The 26,487-nt window shown below is 62.1% G+C and carries 22 protein-coding genes; 12 read left to right on the top strand and 10 right to left on the bottom strand.

The annotated features are described in order from the left end of the window. Positions 1-55 precede the first annotated feature (55 nt). Positions 56-1,378 (bottom strand): ATP-binding protein, encoded by a 1,323-nt coding sequence (locus tag M2396_RS01265; protein ID WP_103438045.1) that lies wholly within the window; start codon positions 1,376-1,378, stop codon positions 56-58. Next, complete coding sequence (locus M2396_RS01260) at positions 1,375-2,049, bottom strand: response regulator transcription factor (protein ID WP_101321259.1); 675 nt, start codon at positions 2,047-2,049, stop codon at positions 1,375-1,377. Before M2396_RS01260 ends, M2396_RS01265 begins: the two co-directional genes overlap by 4 nt. A 182-nt stretch (positions 2,050-2,231) precedes the next feature. Here M2396_RS01260 and dsbD point away from each other — a divergent pair, with 182 nt between their 5' ends. From dsbD to dsbG, 3 genes are read left to right on the top strand one after another with little or no spacing between them, the layout of a single operon-like run. After that, on the top strand, positions 2,232-3,944 hold the full coding sequence (gene dsbD / locus M2396_RS01255) for a protein-disulfide reductase DsbD (protein WP_101323075.1): 1,713 nt from the start codon (positions 2,232-2,234) through the stop codon (positions 3,942-3,944). Further along, positions 3,944-4,780, top strand: coding sequence for a TlpA disulfide reductase family protein (locus tag M2396_RS01250; protein ID WP_259072429.1), 837 nt, complete (start codon positions 3,944-3,946; stop codon positions 4,778-4,780). Before dsbD ends, M2396_RS01250 begins: the two co-directional genes overlap by 1 nt. 1 nt (position 4,781) lies before the next feature. Beyond that, positions 4,782-5,540, top strand: coding sequence for a thiol:disulfide interchange protein DsbG (dsbG, locus tag M2396_RS01245; RefSeq protein WP_259072428.1), 759 nt, complete (start codon positions 4,782-4,784; stop codon positions 5,538-5,540). 13 nt (positions 5,541-5,553) lie between these two features. Here the strand turns inward: dsbG and rlmM are convergent, their stop codons facing one another. After that, positions 5,554-6,630 carry a 23S rRNA (cytidine(2498)-2'-O)-methyltransferase RlmM gene (gene rlmM, locus M2396_RS01240; RefSeq protein WP_101321266.1) on the bottom strand — a complete coding sequence of 359 codons (1,077 nt, stop codon included), beginning with the start codon at positions 6,628-6,630 and terminating at the stop codon, positions 5,554-5,556. 243 nt (positions 6,631-6,873) lie between these two features. On the opposite strand from rlmM, the gene acnA reads away from it, so the two are divergent. Continuing rightward, positions 6,874-9,615, top strand: coding sequence for an aconitate hydratase AcnA (gene acnA / locus M2396_RS01235; RefSeq protein ID WP_220634082.1), 2,742 nt, complete (start codon positions 6,874-6,876; stop codon positions 9,613-9,615). Between the two features lie 123 nt (positions 9,616-9,738). Beyond that, the gene (locus M2396_RS01230; protein WP_150570726.1) at positions 9,739-11,304 is read left to right on the top strand and encodes a PAS domain-containing methyl-accepting chemotaxis protein; all 1,566 of its coding nucleotides are present in this window, start codon (positions 9,739-9,741) and stop codon (positions 11,302-11,304) included. A gap of 47 nt (positions 11,305-11,351) precedes the next feature. Here the strand turns inward: M2396_RS01230 and M2396_RS01225 are convergent, their stop codons facing one another. The 5 genes from M2396_RS01225 to M2396_RS01205 form a co-directional block, all read right to left on the bottom strand. Continuing rightward, the gene (locus M2396_RS01225) at positions 11,352-12,236 is read right to left on the bottom strand and encodes a pseudouridine synthase (RefSeq protein WP_101321272.1); all 885 of its coding nucleotides are present in this window, start codon (positions 12,234-12,236) and stop codon (positions 11,352-11,354) included. Between the two features lie 50 nt (positions 12,237-12,286). Then, positions 12,287-12,592: a transcriptional regulator gene (locus tag M2396_RS01220; RefSeq protein ID WP_150570724.1), complete on the bottom strand. Its 306-nt coding sequence runs from the start codon at positions 12,590-12,592 to the stop codon at positions 12,287-12,289. A gap of 72 nt (positions 12,593-12,664) precedes the next feature. Then, the gene (locus M2396_RS01215) at positions 12,665-13,096 is read right to left on the bottom strand and encodes a D-Ala-D-Ala carboxypeptidase family metallohydrolase (RefSeq protein WP_259072427.1); all 432 of its coding nucleotides are present in this window, start codon (positions 13,094-13,096) and stop codon (positions 12,665-12,667) included. Between the two features lie 107 nt (positions 13,097-13,203). Beyond that, complete coding sequence (locus M2396_RS01210) at positions 13,204-13,443, bottom strand: glutaredoxin family protein (protein ID WP_150570722.1); 240 nt, start codon at positions 13,441-13,443, stop codon at positions 13,204-13,206. A 56-nt stretch (positions 13,444-13,499) separates the two neighbouring features. After that, positions 13,500-14,708, bottom strand: coding sequence for an ammonium transporter (locus M2396_RS01205; protein ID WP_259072425.1), 1,209 nt, complete (start codon positions 14,706-14,708; stop codon positions 13,500-13,502). Positions 14,709-15,020: 312 nt separating this feature from the next. Here M2396_RS01205 and M2396_RS01200 point away from each other — a divergent pair, with 312 nt between their 5' ends. The 6 genes from M2396_RS01200 (at position 15,021) to M2396_RS01175 (ending at position 21,996) form a co-directional block, all read left to right on the top strand. Then, positions 15,021-15,335, top strand: coding sequence for a YqjD family protein (locus tag M2396_RS01200; RefSeq protein WP_101321284.1), 315 nt, complete (start codon positions 15,021-15,023; stop codon positions 15,333-15,335). 9 nt (positions 15,336-15,344) lie between these two features. After that, entirely contained in the window at positions 15,345-15,716 is a 372-nt protein-coding gene (locus M2396_RS01195) for a phage holin family protein (protein WP_101321286.1), read from the top strand. Further along, entirely contained in the window at positions 15,713-16,042 is a 330-nt protein-coding gene (locus tag M2396_RS01190) for a hypothetical protein (RefSeq protein ID WP_101321288.1), read from the top strand. Before M2396_RS01195 ends, M2396_RS01190 begins: the two co-directional genes overlap by 4 nt. 77 nt (positions 16,043-16,119) lie before the next feature. Further along, positions 16,120-17,451, top strand: coding sequence for a deoxyguanosinetriphosphate triphosphohydrolase (locus M2396_RS01185; RefSeq protein WP_101321290.1), 1,332 nt, complete (start codon positions 16,120-16,122; stop codon positions 17,449-17,451). A gap of 316 nt (positions 17,452-17,767) precedes the next feature. Beyond that, positions 17,768-18,388 carry a response regulator transcription factor gene (locus tag M2396_RS01180; protein WP_101321292.1) on the top strand — a complete coding sequence of 207 codons (621 nt, stop codon included), beginning with the start codon at positions 17,768-17,770 and terminating at the stop codon, positions 18,386-18,388. Next, positions 18,388-21,996 carry a transporter substrate-binding domain-containing protein gene (locus M2396_RS01175; RefSeq protein ID WP_259074203.1) on the top strand — a complete coding sequence of 1,203 codons (3,609 nt, stop codon included), beginning with the start codon at positions 18,388-18,390 and terminating at the stop codon, positions 21,994-21,996. Before M2396_RS01180 ends, M2396_RS01175 begins: the two co-directional genes overlap by 1 nt. Before the next feature lie 51 nt (positions 21,997-22,047). Here the strand turns inward: M2396_RS01175 and M2396_RS01170 are convergent, their stop codons facing one another. Further along, positions 22,048-22,392 carry a YggL family protein gene (locus M2396_RS01170; protein WP_101321297.1) on the bottom strand — a complete coding sequence of 115 codons (345 nt, stop codon included), beginning with the start codon at positions 22,390-22,392 and terminating at the stop codon, positions 22,048-22,050. Between the two features lie 184 nt (positions 22,393-22,576). On the opposite strand from M2396_RS01170, the gene dacB reads away from it, so the two are divergent. Further along, on the top strand, positions 22,577-24,037 hold the full coding sequence (gene dacB / locus M2396_RS01165) for a D-alanyl-D-alanine carboxypeptidase/D-alanyl-D-alanine-endopeptidase (RefSeq protein ID WP_259072423.1): 1,461 nt from the start codon (positions 22,577-22,579) through the stop codon (positions 24,035-24,037). A 65-nt stretch (positions 24,038-24,102) separates the two neighbouring features. On the opposite strand, the gene M2396_RS01160 is transcribed toward dacB, so the two are convergent. After that, the gene (locus M2396_RS01160; protein WP_259072422.1) at positions 24,103-26,460 is read right to left on the bottom strand and encodes a sensor domain-containing diguanylate cyclase; all 2,358 of its coding nucleotides are present in this window, start codon (positions 26,458-26,460) and stop codon (positions 24,103-24,105) included. Positions 26,461-26,487 lie beyond the last annotated feature (27 nt).

Genomic DNA, 26,487 nt, shown 5'->3' with positions numbered 1-26,487 from the left:
GATTTACAAACATTTTGCGCCTGGGCCAACCCAGGCCAAGGCGCCGCCGGCAAACTCAGTTGTCCGCCCGAGTCGGCACCTGCAGCCAAACCCGCAAACCATCGCTGCGGCTGTCAAAGCGCAGGCTGCCGGCACAACGCTGGACAATCGCCTGCACAATCGCCAGGCCCAGGCCGCAGCCGCCACTCTGGCTGTTGCGCCAGAAACGCTCGGTCATGTGCTGCAAATCGCCTGCGCTGATGCCCGGGCCATGGTCACGCACCAGGAACCCGGCCTGGCCGTCGGCCATCTGCACTTCCAGCTCCACGGCGGCATCACCGCCATGGCGCAGTGCGTTGTCGAGCAGGTTGCGCAAGGCCGCCACCGCCAGCGGGCCGGGCATGCTCAGGTAAACCTCGGTGGCGTCCTGCGGCAGGCGTACGGTGATCCGCCGACTGTCACCGGCGCCGACATCCTGCACGGCCTGGCGCGCCACTTGCTCGGCAGTGCACTGCACCCCGTCGTCAAACGACAGGCTGCCCTCGACCCGCGCCAGCATCAGCAACTGCTCAAGAGTGCGGTGCATGCGGTCGGTGCCCTGCTCGGCGTGCTCGAGTGCCTGCTCGCGTACGGCGCCGTCGGTCATGCGTGCCACCTGCAGGTGTGTCTTGATCGCGGTCAGCGGGCTGCGCAGCTCATGGGCAGCGTCGTCGGTCAGGCGCCGCTCGCGCTCAAGGGTCTGGGCGATGCGCTGGAACAGCTGATTCTGGGTTTCCACCAACGGCTGCAGTTCACTCGGTATACCACTGACCTGCAGCGGCTCGACGCTGTCGACACGACGCTTGCGCAACGCATCGCGGATCCGATTGATCGGCTCCAGCCCTTTGCCCAGACCGATCCACAACAAGCCCAGGCTGCCCAGCAAGGCCATCAGCACCGGTGCCGAAGCCGCCAGCAGGATCGATTGATTGAGCGCCTCGCGCTCTTGATGGCGGTCCGCCGTGGTGATGCGGATATCACCGCGGTGGTAGGTGAACGTGCGCCAGCTTGCACCGTCGATGGTTTGGTCACGAAAGCCGCTGTACTGGTCGTCCATGGTGCCTTCGTGCTTGTGGTTGCTGGCGATGATCTCGCCGCGCAGCGAACTGACCTGGCAGGCCATGCCATCCGGCACGCTGAGCTGGTCAGCGGCAAAGCGAGTTTCTTCACCCTTGCCCGCCAGGGGCTGGGGCAACTGGTCGATCAGCCCGGCAACCATCCGCGCGGAGGCCACCAGGCGCTGGTCAAGGGAGAACATCATCTGCTGGCGCAGGTCGCGCAGCATCCAGGCCGCGGCAAGCGCCCAGATGACGATGAAGGCGCTGCCCAGAATAAGCGACAGGCGTACACGCAGGCTCATGGTGCGGGCACCTGCGCCGGGCCCAGCCGATAACCGAGGCCGCGCACGGTCTCGACAATGCCGTTGCCCAGCTTGCGCCGCAGGTGATGGATATGCACGTTGAGGGCATTGCTCTCGACTTCATCGCTGAAGCCGTAGACGCAGTCTTTGAGTTGTTCACTGGAGAGCACCCGCCCCTTGTTCTGCAGCAGTGCCTGCAGCAGCGCCTGTTCACGCCGGGACAAGTCAACAGGCTGGTCGCCCAGATAGGCTTCGCAGCTACTCGGGTCGTAGCGCAGCGGCCCGTGCTCGATCATGTTCACTGCGCGCCCGGCCATGCGCCGCAGCAAGGTGTGCAGGCGCGCCGCCAGCTCGCGCAGGTCGAACGGCTTGAGCAGGTAGTCGTCGGCGCCCGCCTCAAGGCCGGCGACGCGATCGGTGATCGCATCGCGGGCGGTCAGTACCAGCACCGGCAAGCTCTCGCCCTGCTGGCGCAGCCGCCGTAGCAACTTGAGGCCGTCTTCGTCCGGCAAGCCAAGATCGAGAATCATCACGTCGAACTGTGCCGCCTGCAGCAGCGCGCGGGCGGCCGAGGCACTGGCAACCCGATCCACGGTCAGGCCCTGGGCGGTAAGCCCGGCGCAGATGCCGCTGGCGATCAGGTCGTCGTCCTCGCAGAGCAGTACGTGCATGGTCAATCTCCAATAGGCGATGAGCTATTGCGCCATGGCCTGATTAAGTCAGGATTATGGACTGTGCGGCTGGATTAGTCGCCTGCGCCTGGCTGTAGGACGGCCCGTGTAGGACCGGGTTAACCCTCGGTTAATCAGGCCAATCCAGCATGGCCATTCTTCTGCACTGCCAAGGCCCAGACATGCGCGTTTTTCTGTTGCTGCTGACATTCTTCATGAGCGGGCCATTGCTGGCCAATCCATTCGAGGTCAAGCCTGACTTTCTCCCGGTGGAACAGGCGTTCATGCTCACCCATGAGCGCTTGCCGTCAGGCGAACTGCGCGTGCAGTTTCAAATCAAGGACGGCTATTACCTGTACCAGAAGCGGCTGAAATTCGACGGCCTGGATGCAACGCAGCACCCGCCGCTGCCAGCGGCACTCAACCATCACGATGAATTCTTCGGTGACAGTGCGGTGTACCGCAGCGAGCTTGAGCTGCTGATCCCGGCGACGGCCAGTGGCCAGCTGCGACTGGGCTGGCAGGGCTGTGCCGACGCCGGCCTGTGTTACCCGCCGCAAACCACCGTTATCGACCTTGGCGGCAGCACGCCTGCTACGAGCGCAGGCCAGGCGGATGACCAGGCGCTGGCAAGTGATCTGCAGCAGGGCCAGTTGGCCTGGGGCCTGCTGGCGTTCTTTGGCCTGGGGCTGCTGCTGGCCTTTACCCCCTGCTCGCTGCCCATGCTGCCGATCCTGGCCGGGCTGGTGTTGGGCAACGGCGCCAGCGCTCGCCGCGGCTGGCTGCTGGCGGGCGTCTATGTACTGAGCATGGCTCTGGTCTACGCCGCACTGGGTGTGATCGCCGCACTGCTGGGCGCCAGCTTGCAAGCCTGGCTGCAGCAACCGTGGTTGCTCGGCAGCCTGGCGGGGCTGTTCATTTTGCTGGCGCTGCCAATGTTCGGCGCCTTCGAGCTGCAATTGCCTGTCGCCGTGCGCGACCGCCTCGACCGGGCCGGCCAGGGGACCCGCGGTGGCAACCTGTACGGTGCAGCCCTGCTCGGCGCGTTGTCCGGGCTGTTGATGGGCCCATGCATGACCGCGCCGCTGGCCGGTGCACTGCTGTATATCGCGCAGAGCGGCGATGTCGTGCAAGGCGCTCTGGTGCTGTTCAGCCTTGGCCTGGGGATGGGCGTGCCACTGCTGTTGCTGGTCACCCTCGGTAACCGCTTCCTGCCGCGCCCCGGCGCCTGGATGAACCGGGTCAAGGGCCTGTTTGGCTTTGTCTTCCTGGCCATGGCCCTGTACACCCTCCGCGGCTTGCTGCCAGCGCCTCTACTGCTGGGTCTGGCCGGCAGCTGGCTGATTGCCCTGGCCTGGGCCGCCTGGCCCGCACTGCAGCGCTTGCCGGCGCTGCGCGTGCTGCCACTGCTCGGCGCGCTGTGGGGTAGCCTGCTGCTGGTGGGCGCCGCTGCTGGTGGCAGCGAGTTATGGCAGCCGCTGCATCCGTTTACCGCCGGTGCGCCAAGCTCAGCGGGTAAAACCGAAGACGCCTTCATCACCGTCAGCCAGCCGCAGGACCTGCAACGCGAACTGCAAGCCGCCAAGGCCCGTGGCCAGTGGGTGCTGGTCGACTACTATGCCGACTGGTGCGTGTCGTGCAAGGTCATGGAGAAACAAGTCTTCGCTCGCGCTGATGTACAAGCCAGCCTGGCCGGTGTGCACCTGCTACGGCTGGATGTCACCGCTGACTCGCAAGCCAGTCGCGAGTTGCTGCAACACTACAAGGTACCGGGCCCACCGAGCCTGATCTGGATCGGCCCAGAGGGTGACGAACGCCGCCCCCGGCGCATCACCGGTGAAGTCGACGCGGCGACATTCTTGCAACACTGGGCACAGACAAGGAGCCAAGGCTGATGCTGAGCGTGACCCTCGGGCCATTGACCATGGCCCTGAACCATCTGCTGATGCTGGCGGCGCTGGCGATTGCCTGCGTGGTTGGCTGGGCCGTCGCCCGACGTGGTGGCCAGAGCCCGGAGTCGGCACTATTCAACCTGTTCTTGCTGGGGGTACTGGGTGCACGCGTGACCTTCGTGCTTGCCTACTGGCCGATGTACCGCGATGAGCTGCTGCAGATCATCGATATCCGCGATGGCGGCTTCTTGCTCTGGGGCGGCTTGCTGGCGATCGTGCTCGGCACCCTCTGGCAGGGCTGGCGCCAACCCGGCCTGCGCCGGCCGCTGGGCTGGGCGCTGGCCAGCGGCGGTGTGTTCTGGGTGCTGGCCAGCCTGGGCAGCCACCTGTACAGCAAGGGCACCGAGCTGCCGCAGCTGACCTTGCGCACCGCCAGTGGCCAGTCGATGGCGCTGCACGACTACCGCGGCAAGCCACTTGTGATCAATATCTGGGCGACCTGGTGCCCGCCTTGCCGGCGCGAGATGCCGGTGCTGCAACAGGCCCAGCACGAATACCCACACGTGATTTTCCTGTTCGTCAACCAAGGGGAAACCCCGGAAAACGTCAGCACCTTTCTTGCTACCACCGGCCTCAGTCTGACCCATGTGCTGTTCGACGGCGCTGGCCAACTGGCCCAACGGGTCGGTTCGATGGCCTTGCCCACCACCCTGTTCTACAGCGCCGACGGCAGGCTGGTCGGCAGCCACCTGGGCGAGCTGTCCCGGGCCAGCCTGAGCCACGCGCTGCAATCATTCGAGCGGGACGATGTGCCCGCCTCCGCTGCAAAAGGAAATTGACATGCGTTTGACCGCACTCCTGCCATTGACCCTCGCTCTGCTCGCCGCGCCCTTGCTGCAGGCCGAAGAACTGCCAAAGGCCATCCAGCAACTGCAGGCCAAGGGCGCCGTGATCAAGGGCAGCTTCGCCGCTCCAGACGGTATGCGTGGCTACGCAGCCGAGTACCAGAACAACGGTATTGCCCTGTATCTCACACCAGACGGCAAGCATGTGCTGGTCGGCAGCCTGTTTGACGAGCAAGGCCAGGATCTGAGCGCTGAAGCACTGGAAAAACTGGTCTATGCGCCGATGAGCAAGGCGATCTGGGCAAAGCTGGAAAAGTCGGCGTGGATTGCCGATGGCAAAGCCGATGCACCGCGCACGGTCTACCTGTTCAGCGACCCGAACTGCCCCTACTGCAACATGTTCTGGCAGCAGGCACGGCCGTGGGTCGAGTCTGGCAAGGTGCAGCTGCGGCACATCATGGTCGGCATCATTCGTGAAGACAGCCCAGGCAAATCGGCAGCCCTGCTGGCCGCCAAGGACCCAGCCAAGGCCCTGCTGCAGCACGAGAGTTCTGGCAAGGCCAGCACCCTCAAGGCGCTGGACAAGATCCCCGAGAGCGTCCAGCAACAGCTCGACAGCAACCTGGCGGTGATGGAAGAACTCGGGCTATCGGCAACCCCGGCGATCTTCTACCAGGACGCGCAAGGCCGCCTGCAAAGTCAGCAAGGCGCACCAAGGCCGGACAAGCTCGGCGAAATTCTCGGCAAGCGTTGATCCCGGCAGAGCCTCAGCCGCGCGTGTTGCGCGGTTTGAGGTCAAGCCGGCGCAAATGGCAGGTGACTTCTTCGCGGTCGTGATAGAGCTGCTTGCAGGCGATCGAGACCCTGACCTTGCGCTCCTTGAAGCCCGCTTCGATGCGGTCCAGCAGGCGCCGGACTTCGGCGTAGCGCTGCTTCATCGGCAATTTGAGGTTGACCACCGCCTCACGGCACAAGCCCTCGCCCAGCCACGTCTCGATCAAGGCCGCACTGCGCGCAGGCTTTTCGACGATGTCGCAGACCATCCAGTCCACGGTGTGCTTGGGCTTCCAGGTGAAGCCATCGGCCATCAGGTGCTGCACCAGGCCGGTGTCCATCAAGCTTTCGGCCATCGGCCCGTTGTCGATCGCGGTAACCAGCATGCCGCGCTTGACCAGCTGATAGGTCCAGCCACCCGGTGAGGCACCCAGGTCGACACCGGTCATGTCATCCTGCAAACGCTCTTCCCACTGATCGCGCGGGATGAACTGATGCCACGCCTCTTCCAGCTTGAGGGTCGAACGGCTGGGCGCCTCGCGGGGGAATTTAAGGCGCGGAATGCCCATTGGCCACAGCGCCGAGTTGTCCGCTTCGGCAAGGCCGACAAACACCCGTCGACCACTGATGAAGCTCAACAACAGGCGCGGCCGCTGAGCGTCTTCGACCAACCGGCCAGCCTTCTCCAAAGCCTTGCGCAACGGCCCTTCGAACTTGCGGCAGAACGTCGACAGCTCTTTGCCGTCATTGGTATCAAGCACCTCCAGCCACAGGCTGCCGGCGACCGGCAGTGCTGCCAGATGCTCGAGCAACACGCTGATGCGGTCGGTTTCGGGCAACTCGATAAATTCACCACGCGCCCATTGGCGAGGGAAGATCAGTTTGTCGAAGCGCAGTTCACGCATCAGGCGCTCGGCGGCACCCGGCTCGCTGCAGACGAACTCGGCACTGGCGCTCTGCGCTTTACCTTTGGCATAGCCGGCCACCCCAAGCTGGGCGGCGTGTTCGCTGATTTCGGCGCAGACCTCGCCTTCGAAACCAGGCCGGCAATGCATGAACAGGGTATTCATTTGTCACTCCACATCGCTGACGGCGATCGTCAGCCTTGATCCAGCGCACAACACGCACCGGCACGGCGGCGATGATAAAGGAAGATCGGAACCAGCGACATGCCCCGCCTGTCCAGTACAGGGTCATGGCCGCAATTTCGGCCTAACCTGACTACTCAGCCAGGTCCGTGCCGTGCGGACCTATTCAGAGCGGTGACACCGGCATGCACAAGAGGCCGGGCACCGGCGCAGAAGGAGTTGGCAATGCCCTCGCTCGATAGCCTGAACACCCTCAAGACCCTGCAGGTAGGCGACCGCGCCTATCAATACTTCAGCCTCGACGAAGCCGCACAGCAGCTAGGCGACCTGCAACGCCTGCCGATGTCGCTCAAGGTTCTGCTGGAAAACCTGTTGCGCTGGGAGGACGGCAAGACCGTCACCGGCACCGACCTCAAGGCGCTGGCGCAGTGGCTGGACACGCGCAGCTCCGACCGCGAGATCCAGTACCGCCCGGCCCGGGTATTGATGCAGGATTTTACCGGCGTACCGGCCGTGGTCGACCTGGCAGCCATGCGCGCGGCGATGGCCAAGGCCGGTGGTGACCCGCAGCGGATCAATCCGCTGTCGCCCGTGGACCTGGTCATCGACCACTCGGTGATGGTCGACCGCTACGCCAGCGCCGATGCCTTCGAACAAAACGTCGATATCGAAATGCAACGCAACGGCGAGCGCTATGCCTTCCTGCGCTGGGGCCAGAATGCGTTCGATAATTTCAGTGTGGTGCCACCGGGTACCGGCATCTGCCACCAGGTCAACCTGGAATACCTCGGCCGCACCGTCTGGACCCGCGAGGAAGACGGCAAGGTCTACGCATTCCCCGACACCCTGGTCGGCACCGATTCGCACACGACCATGATCAACGGCCTCGGTGTACTTGGCTGGGGCGTGGGCGGCATCGAGGCGGAGGCAGCCATGCTTGGCCAGCCAGTGTCGATGCTGATCCCCGAAGTGATTGGCTTCAAGCTCACCGGCAAGCTGCGCGAGGGCATCACTGCAACCGACCTGGTGCTGACCGTCACGCAGATGCTGCGCAAGAAAGGCGTGGTCGGCAAGTTCGTCGAGTTCTATGGCGACGGCCTTGCCGAACTGCCCTTGGCCGACCGCGCGACGCTGGCCAACATGGCGCCGGAATACGGCGCCACCTGCGGTTTCTTCCCGGTGGATCAGGTGACCCTCGACTACCTGCGCCTGTCAGGCCGGCCGCAAGCCACGGTCGACCTGGTCGAAGCCTATTGCAAGGCCCAGGGCCTATGGCGTATGCCAGGTCAGGAGCCACTGTTCAGCGACAGCCTGGGGCTCGACATGGACACCGTGGAAGCCAGCCTGGCCGGCCCGAAACGGCCGCAGGACAGGGTCGCTTTGGGTCAGGTCAGCCAGGCCTTCGATGACTTCCTCAAGCTGCAGGTCAAACCTGCCACCAAGGAAGTCGGCCGGCTCGAGAGCGAAGGTGGTGGTGGCGTTGCAGTGGGCAATGCCGACCAGACCGGGCAGATCGACTACAGCCACGAAGGCCAGAACTACACCCTGCGCGACGGCGCGGTGGTGATTGCCGCGATCACCTCCTGCACCAACACCTCCAACCCCAGCGTGATGATGGCCGCCGGGCTGGTGGCGAAGAAGGCGATCGAGAAGGGTTTGAGCCGCAAGCCTTGGGTCAAGAGCTCGCTGGCGCCTGGGTCCAAGGTCGTCACCGATTACTACAATGCTGCCGGCCTCACCCCTTATCTCGACCAACTGGGTTTTGCCCTGGTCGGCTACGGCTGCACCACCTGCATCGGTAACTCCGGGCCGCTCGATGAAGCTATTGAAACGGCCATCGGCACCGCTGACCTGAGCGTTGCCTCGGTGCTCTCGGGTAACCGCAACTTTGAAGGCCGGGTGCATCCCCTGGTCAAGACCAACTGGCTGGCCTCGCCACCCTTGGTGGTGGCTTACGCGCTGGCTGGCAGTGTGCGCGTCGACCTCACCCAAGAACCATTGGGCGTCGGCAAAGATGGCCAGCCGGTGTACCTGCGCGACATCTGGCCGAGCCAGCAGGAGATCGCCGATGCGGTAGCCAAGGTCGATACCGCGATGTTCCACAAGGAATACGCCGAGGTATTCGCCGGCGATGAACAATGGCAGGCCATCGAAGTGCCCCAAGCGGCAACCTATGTCTGGCAGGCTGACTCGACCTACATTCAGCACCCGCCATTCTTCGAGGACATCGGCGGGGCGCTGCCCGAGATCGTTGATATTCAGCAGGCCCGTGTGTTGGCGTTGCTCGGAGACTCGGTCACCACTGACCACATCTCCCCTGCCGGCAACATCAAGGCCGACAGCCCTGCCGGTCGCTATCTGCGCGACAAAGGCGTGCAGCCCAAAGACTTCAACTCCTATGGCTCGCGCCGCGGCAACCATGAGGTAATGATGCGCGGCACCTTCGCCAACATCCGCATCCGCAACGAGATGCTCGGCGGCGAAGAAGGCGGCAACACCGTGCACGTGCCCAGCGGTGAAAAACTCTCGATCTACGATGCCGCCATGCGTTATCAGGCTGAAGGTACTCCGCTGGTGGTGATTGCCGGGCAGGAATACGGCACTGGTTCCAGCCGCGACTGGGCAGCCAAGGGCACCAACCTGCTCGGGGTCAAGGCAGTGCTGGCCGAGAGCTTCGAGCGCATTCACCGCTCGAACCTGATCGGCATGGGCGTGCTGGCTTTGCAGTTCATGGCAGGTGACAGCCGCAAGACGCTGAACCTGACCGGCACTGAACGCATCGATATCCTCGGCTTGAGCGACGCGCAGATCCGCCCGGGCATGACCCTGACCCTGCGCATCCACCGTGAACACGGCGAGCAACAGGACATCCAGGTGCTGTGCCGGATCGACACCCTCAACGAGGTCGAGTACTTCAAGGCAGGCGGCATTCTGCACTATGTGCTGCGGCAACTGATCGCCAGCTGATCGCCATCTCATCAACCCAGGGGCGCACTGCGCCCCTTCTCTCGCCCGCCGCTGGTTAAATAATCATTCAATAAAACCGCAGCCATGCCGATAGCCATGGAAAGCCTTGCGGACCGAGCAGCCATGCGTAACAACCAGCCGATTACCCAGAGAGAACGGACTTTCCCTGCCCAACAGCGGTTGATCTCCACCACCAATGCCAAAGGTGTGATCAGTTACTGTAACGATGCCTTCGTCGAAATCAGCGGTTTCTCACGCGAGGAATTGATCGGCGCTGCGCATAATCTGGTCCGCCACCCCGATGTCCCCGCAGCAGTGTTTGCCCACATGTGGCAGACCCTCAAGCAAGGCCTGCCGTGGATGGGTATCGTCAAGAACCGCTGCAAGAGCGGCGATCATTACTGGGTCAACGCCTACGTAACGCCGATTTTCGACAACAACCAGGTAGTCGGTTACGAATCGGTGCGGGTCAAACCTACCGCTGAACAGATTCGCCGTGCCGAAGGCCTGTACCAGCGCCTCAACCAGGGCAAGTCGGCGATCCCTCGCCGCGACCGCTGGCTGCCGGTGCTGCAAGACTGGCTGCCGTTCATTCTGGTCAGCCAGGTCGGCTTCCTGATCGGCAACTGGCTGGGCCATTCCTGGGGCTTCGCCCTCGCCGCCGGCCTGTCAGTACCGTTGGGCCTACTCGGTTTGAGCTGGCAGCAACGCGGCCTCAAGCGCCTGCTCGGTCTGGCTGAGCAAACCACCTCCGACCCGCTGATCGCGCAGATGTACACCGACAGCCGCGGCGTACAGGCGCGTCTTGAGATGGCCATGCTCAGCCAGGACGCGCGGATGAAAACCTGCCTGACCCGCTTGCAGGACAGCGCCGAACACCTGAGCGATCAGGCGCGTCAGTCCGATGTCCTGGCTCACCAGAGCTCATCGGGCCTGGAACGCCAACGGGTAGAAACCGAACAGGTCGCAGCTGCCGTCAACCAGATGGCCGCGACCACCCAGGAAGTTGCCAACCACGTGCAGCGCACTGCCGATGCCACCCAGGAAGCCAATCGCCTGACCAGCCAGGGCCGGCAGATCGCCGGGGAGACCCGCGAGGCCATTGCTCGCTTGTCCACCGCAGTCGGCGAAACCGGGCAGACCGTGACCCAACTGGCCAAGGACAGCGACGAGATCGGCGGCGTGGTCGATGTGATCAAAGGCATTGCCGATCAGACCAACCTGCTGGCCTTGAACGCGGCCATCGAAGCCGCCCGCGCCGGCGAAATGGGCCGCGGTTTTGCCGTGGTGGCTGACGAAGTGCGCCAGCTGGCGCAACGCACTGCCGAATCCACCGGGCAGATCCACGGCCTGATTGCCAAGCTGCAACAGACGGCCAGCAGCGCCGTGTTGACCATGGAAAGTGGCCATCGCCAGGCGCAGGAAGGCGTTGCCCGGGTTATGGAAGCGGATCAGGCGCTGATCGGCATCAGCGAAGCGGTGGCCAATATCACCGACATGGCGACCCAGATCGCAGCGGCAACCGAAGAGCAAACCGCCGTGGCTGACGAAATCAGCCGCAACATCAGCACCATTGCCAGCCTTGCTGACGAAACCGCCGAACAAGCACAGCACTCGGCTTTGCTCAGCGAAGAGCTGACCGGCACGGCGGGGACTCAGTACTCACTGGTGGAGCGCTTCAACCGTTGATGTGCTGACGGAGCCGTTATCGCTGGGGAACCTGCGGTAACGGCCGTTTACCAGTCCAGCGCCAGCCGCGTTTCGAAACAGCGCTCGCTGCCGTCCAGCGGATCGGCAAAGCGCAGGCTCTGCGCCAATAGTTTCAAGGGCCGCTGATAGTCATCCTCGACCGCCTGCAGCTGCGGGTAAAACGGGTCGTTGCAGATGCCCGCCCCCAACGCGGCCATGTGCACGCGCAACTGGTGAGTCTTGCCGGTTACCGGCGACAGGCCATAGCGCCAGCAATCACCATTTTTCTCGATCACATGCGCCAGCGTCTCGCTGTTCTCTGCGCCGGGGACCTCGTGCATGCGGAAAAACGGTTCGCCGTGCACCAGCCTGCTGCGTCGCACCAGCGGGAAGTCGAGTTCAGGCAGTGCAGCGGCAATCGCCTGATACTGCTTGTCGATACGCCGTTCGGGGAACAGGCGCTGATAGGCGCTGCGGGTCTCAGGGTTGGCCGAGAACATGACCAGTCCTGCCGTATGCCGGTCGATGCGATGCAAGGGCACCAGGTGCGGGTTGCCCAGCCGGCGGATGAGCCGACGGAGCAAAGTCTGCTCGACGTATTCGCCTGTGGGCGTCACCGGCAGAAAGTGCGGCTTGTCGGCGATGACCAGGTGCTCGTCCATGTGCACAATTGATTCGTGCACCGGGATCGGTTTCTCGTTGGCCACTTCACGAAAATAATGCAGGCGCATGCCGCGTCGGTAAGGCAAATCTGCGCCAATTGCACGCCCTTCAGCGTCCAGTACCCGACCGCGAGCAAAACGGTCAAGCCATTGCTCGCGATCAATCGCCTTGAAGTGCTCACACAAGCAATCAAGCACCGTCTTCCACTCGCCAGGCGGCAGGCACACCGTGCTGGCTTGTTGATGTGCGGGGTCGAAAGGTGCGCTCATGTCAGGCTCAGGCAGTCAGTAAGCCGGCATTATCACCGATGGCCTGCGGCTCAGCCAGCTTCGGCCGTCTCGCAGCGCACCTTGAGCCAGCGCAGTACCTGCACGGCGTCCCAGCGACCAGGATCGTACAGCGCATAAACCAGGCCTTGATAGCCGACGACATCCAGCGCTCGGTGAAAACCGGCCCGTTGAAACAACGCCTCGACTTCAGCGAAGCAGGTATTGAAGTGGACCTTGCCAAAGGGCGTCCGGTCATCCGTGACCAGGCCCTCGAGACGCAGCTCCAGAACGGCGTCGGCTACACGCTCGGGCGCCATCCTGTTGATGCTGTATTTCAGTTGCTCGACATTGAGCATCGCTCCACCCTGATACTGTATTTATATACAGCATACGAAGTTGTTCCGGCTTTCGTCAAATGGCAGGCGCTGTCAGTGGATGCCCGGTAGGTAGCCGCCGCCTCGTTGAATAGTCAGTACCTGACGGCGTGGATGCTCGGTCGAGACAGCCAGGTGGACCCAGCTGTCGAACTCGAGAATCAACTGATCGAACATGATGTCACTGTCGCGAATCCGTATTGCAACTTGGCGTGCGGGAATGTTCAAAGCCGTAAAGTCAGCCGCCAGCCCCAGTACATGAGCGCTTTGCGCTGTGCCGCCGACCTTCTGGTTGAGCGCCTGGCTACGAAAGCCGCTGGTAATCGTCAGTGGCACCTGGAGCAGACTACGCACCTGCTCGAGTACGCCGCATAACAGGCCCAGGTTCGCCAACGCCGCGGGCGGCGGCGTGTTATCCAGACCTGCAAGCGCTGCTGTGCTGGAAGCGGTCATTTCGGCTAGCGTGAAGTGGGGGGTGATGAACATCACGGACCTCTGCGTGGCTGATGGCAAGGCTCGCTCATGGCGGGCCAGGGCCGATCATCTGTCACCACACAGGTTTGCACACGAGGGACGCGCCGCCGCTGGTGCGATCATTGCCGGAGGAAAGCCACCACCTGTTCGCTATCGAACGGCCAGTGCAACTCATCGCCTGAATCGCACCGACGCAGCACCGGGATGATCAATCCATAGCGCTCGAACAATGCCTCCTGTTCACTGATGTCGACCAGTTCGACCAGCAGGCCGCGCTCGACGAATGGCATCAGCACGGCTTCGGCGACTTCGCACAGGTGGCACCCAAGGGTGCCCAGCAGTTGGCATTCCGGAAGCATGGCGGGCCTGCGCACAATGGAGAGGTGGACTTATTGTAAAGTCCAGCCCGCACCCGTCAATCCTGGCTGGTGGCACCAATTCGATGCAGCGACAGGTCTGCCCCCTGAAACTCCTGCTCATGGCTCAGACGCAAGCCCAGCGTAGCCTTGAGCAAGCCATACACGACCAGGCCACCGGTCAATGCCACGAGTACACCGCCGAGGGTGCCGATCAGTTGACTGATCATGCTCACCCCGCCCAGGCCAGCCAGGCTCGGCTGGGCAAAGATCCCGCAGGCGATGCCGCCCCACACACCGCAAACGCCATGCAGTGGCCAGACGCCGAGAACATCGTCGATTTTCCAGCGGTTCTGCGCAGCGGTGAAACACCAGACGAACAGCCCACCCGCCACTACGCCGGTGAGCAGCGCGCCAAGTGGATGCATCAGGTCGGAGCCGGCACAGACCGCCACCAGCCCAGCCAACGGACCGTTGTGCAGAAAGCCTGGGTCATTGCGCCCGGCCAGCAGCGCTGCCAGGGTGCCGCCCACCATTGCCATCAGCGAATTGATCGCCACCAGGCCACTGATCCCTTGCAGGCTCTGCGCGCTCATGACGTTGAAGCCGAACCAGCCGATGATCAGGATCCAAGAGCCCAGCGCGAGGAACGGAATGCTCGAGGGAGCAAAGGCGATCAGTCGCCCGTCACGATAACGCCCACGCCGTGCGCCAAGCAGCAACACCGCTGCCAGGGCCAGCCAGCCGCCCATGGCATGCACTACCACCGAGCCAGCGAAGTCGTGAAACGGCGCACCGAAGCGCTGTTGCAGCCAGTCCTGCAAGCCAAAATTGCTGTTCCACACAATGCCTTCATAGAACGGGTAGACGAACGCCACAATCAGCGCTGTCGCGCATAACTGCGGGGCGAAGCGGGCACGTTCGGCGATGCCGCCAGAGATGATCGCGGGAATGGCCGCTGCGAAGGTGATCAGGAAAAAGCACTTCACCAAGGCGTAGCCATGATCGCTGGCCAGCGTCGCTGCCGGCTGCAGGAAGGTCACCCCATAAGCAACCCAGTAACCGACGAAAAAGTACACCAGCGCCGAAATGGCAAAGTCGCTGAGGATCTTCGACAGTGCGTTGACCTGATTCTTGTGGCGAACCGTACCTACTTCCAGAAAGGCAAAACCGGCATGCATCGCCAGCACCAGAATGGCGCCCATCAGTAAGAAAAGCGTGTTGGAACCGTGGACCAGAGAGTCCATTGCGCTGTGGGTGTTTTCCATGAAATTGGCAGACCTGCTGAAAAGGCACCATGACAGTTCAAGAACCGGCATCCCTGCACCGAATCGGTGCCCGCCCCGCTGCCCTGTTCTGGTGAGGCCTGGCGGAACGTGCGTGGTTTTTTCTTGGGTTTGTCGTGGATTGGGTTAAGGTTTATCGGTATGTGCAGACGTGATGCGCGAAATCGTCGCAGCCGCTGCAGGCACGCCCCAATACTTAACAAACACTTAGCAAACGCCATACCAGCAACTGCAGTGAACCTTCACAACAGCCATCACTCGAATTATCCACATACCTAAACAGGGAGAGACCCAATGGCCAGCAAATCGGCAAAGAATGCTCAAGAGATATTGATGGCTGACTTCCAGGCGCTAGTACGCGACACCGAGCGGCTGCTGGCGGACACGGCCAATCTGGCGGGTGATCAGGCTGACGAATTGCGCGAACAGATCCATGCGCGCCTCGAAGAGGCTCGTGCCAACCTGCAGGTGACTCAGGAATCGGTGCGCGCCCGCGGTCAGGAGGCAGTTGTTCAAGCCGAAGCCTATGTCCAGGAAAACCCTTGGCAGGCTATCGGCATTGCTGCAGGTGTCGGCCTGCTGATCGGGCTGCTGGCCAATCGCCGCTGAGGTAACTTCATGGAAAATGACGCCTCCACTGGCGCAACCGGCAAGCGCCTCGGCGCTGCCGTGCTTGGGCTGCTGCACAGCCACATCGAGCTGTTCGGCATCGAGCTTCAGGAGCAGAAAGGCCGTACCTTGAAGCTGCTGCTGTTCGCAGGCATGGCATTGGTATTTGCCCTGCTGTTGCTGTCGGCATTGTCTGGTCTGCTGCTGGTACTGGTCTGGGACAGTTATCGCCTGGCCGGGATCATCGGTCTGTGCGTGTTCTACTGCCTCGCCACGCTGTACTGCGCTGTTCGCCTGAAAGCTGCGGTATTCGATGAGTCTTCACCGTTCAGCTCCACACTTGAGGAGCTTGCCAAGGATCGGGAGCGACTGTTGCCATGAGCCTGCCTGAACTTCCCAATACGCGTAATCCGCGCGAGCTGCGCAAGGCGCTGTTGCGTCTGCGCCTCGAAATGCACCGCCAGGAAATCCGCCAGGAATCGGCGCAACTGCTCGAGCCAGTCCGTCGCCTGCGCGGCATAGGTAGCTCTGTGCAGCAAGGGCTGGGGATCAAGCATGCGCCGTTATGGGGCATTGCCGGCGTGGTTTTGATGGGCTTTCTGACTGGCAAGGGTGCCCGCGGTGGTGGCCTTACGCGCTTGCTGCGCCTGGGCGGCACGTTGCTGCCCTTGGCCAGACTGTTCCTGCACAACGGTCGACGCCGCTAGCAGCGGCTGCGCCTGCCCCTTGCGCAGGCGCAGCGCTACCCTGAAGCTATGGCGATTATCCGATCGGAGAGCGAGCATTGGACTGGGATACCCTGCTGACCCGTGAGCGCCTGGGCAAGGCCTTGTACAGCCCTGAGGAACTAGGGCGCAGTCCCTTCCACAAGGACCACGACCGGATCATCTTTTCCGGTGCGTTTCGCCGGCTTGGACGCAAGACTCAAGTCCACCCGGTGTCGAGCAACGACCATATTCATACCCGCCTGACCCATTCGCTGGAAGTGAGCTGCGTCGGCCGCTCACTCGGCATGCGTGTGGGCGAGACCTTGCGCGACGAGCTGCCGGCCTGGTGCGAGCCAAGCGACCTGGGCATGATCGTGCAGTCGGCCTGCCTGGCCCACGACATCGGTAATCCGCCGTTCGGCCACTCTGGCGAAGACGCGATCCGCTCCTGGTTTCAGCAGGCGGCAGGTCGCGGCTGGCTGGACGGCATGAGCGACGAGCAACGCGCTGACTTTCTCAATTTTGAAGGCAATGCGCAGGGCTTTCGGGTGCTCACACAGTTGGAGTATCACCAGTTCGATGGCGGTACCAGGCTGACCTACGCCACCCTCGGCACCTACCTTAAATACCCGTGGAGTTCGCGTCACGCCGATGCCCTGGGCTACAAGAAGCACAAGTTCGGCAGCTATCAGAGCGAGCTGCCGTTGCTCGAGCAGATCGCACGCAAGCTGGGCCTGCCGCAGCTCGAGGAGCAACGCTGGGCACGCCATCCGCTGGTGTACCTGATGGAGGCTGCCGACGATATCTGCTACGCCTTGATCGACCTTGAAGACGGGGTCGAGATGGAGCTGCTGCAATATGCCGAAGTCGAAGCGCTGCTGCTGGACCTGGTCGGTGACGACCTGCCCGAGACCTACCGCCAGCTCGGCGCCAACGACTCGCGCCGACGCAAGCTGGCGATCCTGCGCGGCAAGGCTATCGAACACCTGACCAATGCGGCAGCCGAAGCGTTCGTCGAGCAGCAACGGGCGTTGCTCAGCGGTCAGTTAGCGGGCGACCTGGTCGAGCACATGCACGGCCCTGCCAAGCGCTGTGTACTGCAGGCCAAGGACATGGCGCGCAAGAAGATCTTCCAGGACAAGCGCAAGACGCTGCACGAGATTGGCGCTTACACCACGCTGGAAATCTTGCTCAACGCTTTTTGTGGCGCGGCCCTGGAACAACACGGCGGGCGCACCCCGTCGTTCAAAAGCCGGCGAGTGCTCGACCTGATTGGCAACCATGCGCCAAGCCCTGATGACACGTTGCACAACGCCTTCCTGCGGATGATTGATTTCATCGCCGGCATGACCGACAGCTATGCCAGCGAGATGGCTTGTGAGATGACTGGGCGTTCCAGCCCGACCTGAATACGGCAAACTTAGGCAGATCTCAGCCAGTATTGGGGCCGCTGTGCGGCCCCGGCTATGCGAAGGTTAACAGTGTAGATAGATGAACCAATCTCACGCCTATCGATTAACCAACCCCAACTAACAGCCACTCACACCACGTTACTAATTTCTTGCTACATATAAACATCTCGTCTCAAGAATCATCGACTATGTAGTCTCTTACTGTAGTCCATTTCCCATATACGACTGACAAACGCTTGTTGCCTGCTTCCTGCCGCCCATCTGGGTTAAGGTGCGCTCTGTTCACGCCATCTGTCCCAATGGAATGTTAACTATGCAATCCGTATTTATTGTCGACGACCATCCGGTTATTCGCTTGGCCGTACGCATGCTACTGGAAAACCAGGGTTACAAGATCGTCGGCGAGTCTGACAACGGCGTCGACGCGATGCAGCTGATTCGCGAGGCACGCCCCAACCTGGTCATCCTTGACATCGCTATCCCGCGACTGGATGGGCTCGAAGTGCTGGCGCGTTTCCAGAGCATGGCCCTGCCCATGAAGGTGCTGGTACTAACTGCCCAGTCACCCGCGCTGTTCGCCATTCGCTGCATGCATTCGGGCGCATCGGGCTATGTCTGCAAGCAGGAAGACTTGAGCGAACTCATCAGTGCAATCAAGGCAGTACTTGCTGGCTACAACTATTTCCCCAGCCAAGTCCTGCAGGGTGAGACAGAAAGCAGCAGGTCGGAATTAGGTCTATTCCGACAGGTCAATGATCGAGAACTGATGGTGCTGCAACTTTTTGCCCAGGGTCGAAGCAACAAGGAAATCGCTTCAGGCATGTTTCTCAGTAACAAGACAGTGAGCACCTACAAAAAACGCCTGATGCAAAAACTACGGGTAAGTACTTTGGTCGACCTGATTGACGTAGCCAAACGGAACGCGCTGGTGTGATGCTGCGAGTGGGGCATTACTTGACCTGTTTGTGCCTTGTCCTGGCCGCCACCGGCTTGTCGGTGGCGGCGGAGCAGGAGCCTACGACACTGACCTTGCTCAAACGTACGTCAGCACAACCAAGCCGCCCACAGCTCAGCGCCGAGCAGCGCAACTGGCTTGAGACAAAGCAGCAACTGACGCTAGGCACCTCTTTCCCCGATTACCCCCCGTTCGATATCACCAGCGGTGGCCGTGACTACCAGGGCATTACCGCCGAGTACGCTGCGGTGATCAGCAGCGCGCTCGGGCTGCCGGTGAAAGTATTGCGTTTCGACAATCGCCTGGATGCCGTCGAGGCGCTCAAGCAAGGGCGGATTGACTTGTTGGGCAGCGCTAACGGCTTCGAAGCCGCTGCGCAAGGGCTGGGGCTGTCGGTCCCGTATGCGGTCGACCAACCCGTGCTGGTGACTCGCGAGGACGAGGCGCGCCCGTTGAACAACGGCCTCAATGGCATGCGTCTGAGCATGCTGTATCACTACCTGCCGCCCAAGGTGGTACGCGAGACCTACCCCAACGCTTCACTGCTGACGTTCGGCTCGTCGACCCAGGCACTCAATGCGGTTGCATTTGGGCAGGCCGACGTCTTCATCGGCGATACCATTTCCACCTACTTTCAACTCAATCAGGGCCATCTGCCGCGCCTGCGTATGGCCAATTTTGGCCAACATGAGGCCATTGGCTTCAGCTTCGCCATGCGCCGCGACGCATCGATGCTCAGAGGGTTGATCAACCTCGCGCTGCAAGCTCAGCCAGTGGTGGTGCAAAGCAACATTCTCAAACGCTGGAGCGCCGGTAGCGACATTCTGCTGAGCGAGCGCAAGCTGCAGCTAAGCCCAGCAGAAGAACAGTGGCTAAGGCAGCGTCCATTGTTGCGGGTAGTCATCGACGAAACGGCGGCCCCGGTGTCCTACTTCGACGCGGCCGGTCAGTTCCGCGGCATTACCGCCGACCTGCTGGAAATGCTCAGGCTGCGCACAGGTCTGCATTTCGAGATTCAGCGTGCGGGCAGTGTTGACGACATGCTCGCGCGTATTGCCGATGGTCGCGCCGATGTCATTGCAGCACTGCCGATGCAAGAGCAGCACAACCCGCAACTGCTGGTGACTCGGCCGTATCTGGAAAGCTCGCTGGTGCTGGTCACCCGACACAACGAAACGGCCAGCTCATTCGAGCAACTCAACGGCAAGCGGGTTGCCGTCACACGTGGCAGCGCAGCAGCGCAATTGCTTGCCCAGCAGTACCCGGATGTCATGGCTATCCAGACCGAAAGCCCGTACTACTCCCTGGCGCTGCTCAGCAGCAGTGCCGTCGACGGCGCTGTCAGCACGCTGATCGATGCCAATCATGCGCTGGCCAGCGACCCGGATCTGGTGATTCGCAATACGGTGGGCATCGAGCCCGCCAGCTTCGCGATGGCGAATGCCAGCAATGCGCAGCCGCTGGCAGCTATCCTCGACAAGGCCTTGTTGAGTATCTCTCCAGAAGAATTTGGCGTGATCTACAACCGCTGGAGCGGCCTCAATGCGCAAGACGATGCCTATTGGCGGAACCTGAGGCATCTGGCTCTGCAGATTGCAGTGGGGATCGGCTCTTTACTGTTGCTGGCGCTGGTCTGGAACGCGCATCTGCGCCGCCAGATTCGCCATCGCCAACGCGTCGAACGAGCCCTCAACGACCAACTCGAATTCATGCAGGTGATGCTCAATGGCACTCCTCATCCGCTGTTTGTGCGGGGTCGTGATGGCAAGTTGCAAAGCTGCAACGACAGTTACCTGAAGGCGATGGACGCCTGTGCGCAAGACGTCATTGGCAAACGCCTGGAAGAGAGCCTGGGCAGCCAGCATGCCTGTACGCATCAGATCGAAGCCGACTATCAGCAGGTCATGGCCGCCGGCGAGCCGTTGATCCTTGATCGCCAGCTCCGCCTGAAAGATCGCGAACTGACGGTGTACCACTGGGTCCTGCCCTATCGTGACTCGTTGGGTGAAGTGCAGGGCATCATTGGCGGCTGGATCGATATCAGCGAGCGCCGCCAATTGGTGCAGGAGCTGCGCCTGGCAAAACAGCAGGCCGATGATGCCAACCGTGCCAAGAGCACCTTTCTGGCAACCATCAGCCATGAAATTCGCACGCCGATGAACGCAGTCATCGGCATGCTCGAACTCGCCGTCAGGCACGCCGATCAAGGCCGCGTGGACAAACCGGCACTGGAAGTCGCCTACCATTCCGCTACCGACCTGCTGGGCCTGATCGGAGATATCCTGGATATCGTGCGGATTGAATCCGGGCACATGAGCCTGGCGCCAGAACCGGTCGAGCTGGCTGCTTTGATCAAATCCGTAGCGCGGGTATTTGAAGGCCAGGCACGTGAAAAGGGCCTGGCACTGGAAGTCCAGATCGAGCCGAGCGCACAACGTCACGTACTGCTCGACCCACTGCGTTTCAAGCAGGTACTGAGCAATCTGCTCAGCAATGCGATCAAGTTCACCGACATTGGCCAGGTCCGCGTACACGCACAGCTGCACCGGTCAGCTTCTGCGCCAACCACCCAACTGGAACTTGAGGTGCGCGACAGCGGCATCGGCATTCCCGAGCACGAAATACAAGGGCTGTTCAGTCCCTTCGTGCAGGCCAACACCCAGAGCGACGGCGCACGCTGCGGCACCGGGTTGGGCCTGACCATCAGCCGCACCCTGTGCGAAATGATGGGTGGCACACTGACCCTGCGCAGTTTGCAGGGGGTAGGCACCCAGGTCCGCCTGAGCATGCCGGTCTGCCCAGCCGGTGCACCGGTGGCAGCCGAGGCGGCGATACGCCAGGTCGACGCGCTCAATCCCAACTTGCGCGTACTGGTCATCGACGACCATCCCGCCAACTTGATGCTGATGGCGCAGCAGTTGAATTTCATGGGGCTGCGCCACACCAGTGCGCGGGATGGCAATGAAGCCTTGCAATGTTGGCACAGCGATACGTTCGATGTGCTGCTGCTCGCCTGCAACATGCCCCACATGAACGGCTATCAGGTGACGCGAGCCATCCGCGCTGAAGAGCGCGCCAGCAACCGGCCACCCTGCGTCATTTTTGGCTACACCGCCAATGCCCAACCCGAAGTTCGCCAGCGCTGCCAGGATGCGGGCATGAACGACTGCCTGCTCAAGCCGATAAGCCTGCGTACGCTGAGTGAGCACCTCGCCAACGTCACTCCATTACCCGAATCCGCGGCGCTACAGCCCCGCCGAGCGGCGTTCGACGTCGCCAGTGTGAGGAGGGTTGCTGGCGACGACCCGGCAGATCAACAGCGTTTTCTGCAGCTGTTGCAGCAGAGCCTGAAGGATGACTGCACAGTGCTGATGAGCCTTGATCCAGAGCAGCAAGCCCTGGCCATTGTCGAGCAGGCACACAAAATCCTCAGCGCCGCACGGCTGCTGGATGCTCAGGCAATGATGGAGGTGTGCGAGCTGCTCGCCAGTGGCGAACTGACGCTGCACGAGCTGAAGCTGAAGCGGCAGGCCTTGGCCAGGCACATGCGCAGAACTGAAAAAGCCCTGAGCCGTCAGCTGGGCTGAGCGTTCAGGGCTTTGGCATGGCGGCGCGCCGACAGCGCCCGCCAGGCTGGATCAGGAAGCCGAGTTGATCGGCTTTTCCGGATACCAGGCGTCGAGCAGCGGGCTGACTTTGACTTCGGTCAGCTCGTTACGGCCCTTGAGCCACGCTTCGACAGCAGCACGCTGCTCTTCGCTGACCGAGCCACGTTCGGCCAGGCAGACCAGACCGAAGTCATCGCCGCCGACGTAGTCCAGGCCGTTGGCGTCCATGGCTTCTACCAGGAAGGCGTCGAGGAAGGCATCGATGGCTTCTTCAGACAGGTCTTCCTTGAAACCAAGGTTCAGTTCGAAGCCCAGCTCCTGGAATTCATCTACGCAGAGTTTTTTGCGCAGACGGCGGGAACGGTTGGTAGCCATGAAACAATCCTCTTAAGTAATTACGGGCGGCACTTTACCAGTTTCCGGGGCGCAGCGGCGCTTTTGTGTCGAACCCGGCACATACAGGACGCGCTTGGGGCATAATGCCCGCTATATTTCGATCTGGGGCCACCATCTTTTACAGCCCCGTTATTTCCCCCTCGCCCGCAGGGTTTTCCTACTTATGATCAAAGCGCTCCGCCCACTGCTGCTCGCCGGCCTGATGCTGCCTCTGGCCATGCCCACTCAGGCCGCCGTCAACACCACCTTGCCGCCCAAGGTGCAACAGGCTCTCAAGACCAACAAATTGCAGGACAACGCCCTGTCGCTCGTCATGCTGCCCCTCGATGGCCCCGGTACGGCAACGGTGTTCAACGCCGATGTGTCGGTCAACCCGGCCTCAACCATGAAACTGGTTACCACCTACGCCGCCCTCGAGCTGCTTGGCCCGACCTTTCAATGGAAAACCGAGTTCTACACCGATGGCACCCTGAGCAATGGCGTGCTCAACGGCAACCTGTACCTCAAGGGTGGCGGCGATCCCAAACTGAACATGGAAAAGCTCTGGCTGCTGATGCGTGACCTGCGCGCCAACGGCGTGCGCACCGTCACCGGTGACCTGGTGCTGGACCGCAGCCACTTCGTGCAGCCCAACCTGCCCCACTTCGACGATGACGGCGGCGACACCAACAAGCCGTTTCTGGTCAAGCCAGACTCATTGCTGGTCAACCTCAAGGCGCTGCGTTTCGTTGCTCGCAATGACGGCGGCAAGGTCATGATTGCAGTCGAACCGCCGATTGCCAGCATCCGCATCGACAATCAGGTCAAGGCGGTCGCCTCCAAGCAGTGCGCCGGTGAGGTCCGCTATAACCCGCAAGTCAGACCAGACGGTGTCACCGTAGTGGTCAGCGGCCAATTGGGCGAAGGCTGCAACTCGCAGACCTATCTGGCCCTGCTCGACCACCCCGCCTACGCGGCAGGTGCCGTTCGCGCAATCTGGAACGAACTGGGCGGCACCATCCAGGGTGGCGATCGCATCGAGAACGTGCCGAAAAGCGCCCGAGTACTGGCGCGGGCATTCTCGCCCGACCTGGTCGAGGTGATCCGCGACATCAACAAATACAGCAACAACACCATGGCTCAGCAGCTGTTCCTGAGCCTGGGCGCGCAGTTCCGTACCGATGCCGACGGCGATGACGCGCGGGCCGCACAACGGGTCGTGCGTCAGTGGATGGCGAAAAAAGGTATCACCTCACCGCACCTGGTGATGGAGAACGGCTCTGGCCTATCCCGCGCTGAACGTGTCAGCACACGTGAAATGGCCACCCTGCTGCAGGCGGCCTGGAACAGCCCTTACGCTGCTGAATTCATCAGTTCGATGCCGCTGGTGGGCATGGACGGGACCATGCGCAAGCGCCTTAAACGCACTGCCATGACCGGCCAGGCGCATATCAAGACCGGCACTTTGAATACCGTGCGCGCAATCGCCGGCTTCAGCCGCGACAGCAACGGCCACACCTGGGCAGTGGCGGCGATCCTGAATGATCCCAAGCCATGGGGTGCGTCACAAGTGCTTGATCAGGTGCTGCTTGAGCTGTATCGCCAGCCGAAACTGAATATTGGTACCGCCGCATCGGGGCTCTGAAGCAAGCAGTCTGAGCAGCGCGTGCCAGCCGCCGCGGCGCTGCTCGGCAGGCAGATCAGGCCGACTTAAGGCTGCACTACTTCAACTCGGTCGCGGCCACCCTGCTTGGCCGCGTACACCCCGGCATCGGCGCGCAGCAGCAGCGCATCGGCGCCCTCCCCCGGGTGCCAGGCAGCCACGCCGAAGCTTGCCGTGACCTTGCCGACCCCGTTGATCACCAGACTGCGTACCCCCTGCCACAGCTCCAGCGCCAGGGTGCGCGCCTGCGCGATATCGCTACCTGGGCACAGCACCATGAACTCCTCGCCGCCGAGCCGGCAGAACACGTCTGTACGGCGCAGACGATGGCTGATGTGCTGGCACAGGCTGCGCAGGACATCGTCACCTACCGCATGCCCATGCTCATCGTTGATGCGCTTGAAGTGATCGACATCGAGCATGATCACCGCCAGCTCCAGGCCATCACGCGCTGCGCGATCAAGCTCGATCTTCAGCCGCTCCTGGAAGTAGCGGCGGTTGTGAATACCGGTCAACACGTCGGTAATCGATAGCGCCCGCAGCTCGTGCTCGACCCGCTTGGGCTCGGAAACGTCGGTCAGATAGCCATGCCACAAGGTGCATCCCGCCTCGCCCAGTTCAGGCGTGGCCTCACCGCGCACCCAGCGCAAACCGGCCTGCGGCAGAATCACCCGATACTCTTCGCGCCACGGGGCAAGGTGCTCTGCCGAGTGACGGATCGAGCGCAGCACCCGCTCCAGGTCATCAGGATGAATCCGCTCCGTAATCGGCGCCGCATCCTCACGCAGCTGATGCAGGTCGATCTCGTAGATGTCGAACAAGCCCTGACTGGCGTAGGGGAAACATGTATGTCCAGACGCATCCAGACGGTACTGATAGATACCTCCGGGCACTTCGGCACTGAGCTTCTCCAGCAGCCGATCACGCACCGCCAGTGCCTCATGCACGCGGCGCCGTTCAGTGACATCAATGCAGATTGCCAGGTAGCCGACCCAACGGCCGTGCTCATCGAGCACCGGGCTGACCAGCATGGTCGCCAGCAGCTGGCTGCCATCGCTACGTTGCAGGGTCCATTCGCCAGGCTGGTTGTCCGCGGCCTGCGCCGCATCGGCAAAGATTGCCTGAGCGCAGCTGATGTCGCGGCCGTGCTGCTGGCTCAGGGCCTGGGCGCGCTGGTGCAACTCGTCGGCCTGAATCAGCGCGGGCAGATCAAGCCGGCCGACCACTTCGCTGGCGGCATAACCCAGCATTCGCTCGGCGCCAGCATTGAAGGTGATGATCCGGCCCTCGAGGTCAGTGGCGATAATCGCCACCTGAGTTGCCGCATCGAGCACGCTGCGCAGTTGGTTATGGGTGCCCCTGAGGGACTGCTCACTGATGCGCAATTCGGCCGTGCGCTGCTCGACCAGCTTCAATGCGCGCTGGCGCTGGCTGAGCACGCTGTACAGCAAAGCGCCGAGCAGCACGCTCAGCAGCGCCCCAAGTATCGCGACCGCCGGCACCAACGATGAACGATTGGCGTGGACGAAGCTTTGGCTGGGACGAATCAGCATCTGATAGGGATAACCAGCCAGCTGCAGTTGACGGGCACTGACCATTGCCAGCGGCGCTGCCGGGTTGAGCGACTGGTACAGCAGGTTCTGCCCGCTGCCATCGCTGATGCGCACCACCAGGTCGTCGTCCGTTGCAGCTGACACACCCTCGCTGACCAAGCGCTGCAAGTCGAGCAGGACAATCACATAGCCACTGGGTACACCGTCGCCTGCAACATTGGCGAAGACTGGAGCAAGCATCATCAGCACTACCGCCGCAGGCTGCTCTGGCAACTGCCATGGCGCGGACACCGCCATGCTGCCTGGGGTAGTCGCGCGCACCAAAGTGCTTTGCACGCGTCTCAGATTGAACAGCTCCAGGCCAGAAGGCAGCCCAGCCAGATTGGAAGTTTGCACAAAGCGTATGGGGTAGGCGTGGCCGCGTAATGCTAAGGGCTGTACCTGCGCCTGGCCGCCAGCATCAGGGGACGCATTGTGGACAGCCAGTTCGGCACTCGCCCCCCACCTGGCGGTGGCAACGGCGGGCGCCCAGGCGTAGGCCAAAGTGCGCTGCAACAGCGGTTTGACGTAACCCTGAAATTCGCCTGCGGTGACGTTATCGGAATAACTGAAAAAGCGCCGCAGGCTATCCAGGCGCTGTTGCTGGTCTGCCAGGCGTTCGGCAATACGGCTGTAGCGGTCTGCGGCCAGCAGCTCGAAGCGCTGGCGCAGTTGCTGTTTGGAGAAGCTGTAAGCGGCGGTCGTCAGCGCCGCCGTGAACAAAGCGCCGCTGATTACCGCCAGCAGCGCCAACGCCCAGGCCGGTAATGCCTGATAGAGCAGGCCAAACACATTCGCACGCACCTTCGACATAGAGCGATCTCGTCACGTCAGCGTCCT

It is taken from the genome of Pseudomonas sp. BIGb0278, from assembly GCF_024809895.1.
GTDB classification, from domain to species: domain Bacteria; phylum Pseudomonadota; class Gammaproteobacteria; order Pseudomonadales; family Pseudomonadaceae; genus Aquipseudomonas; species Aquipseudomonas shirazensis.
The sequence above is the reverse complement of the archived record's forward strand: the minus strand, read 5'-3'. Positions and strand labels throughout refer to the sequence as shown.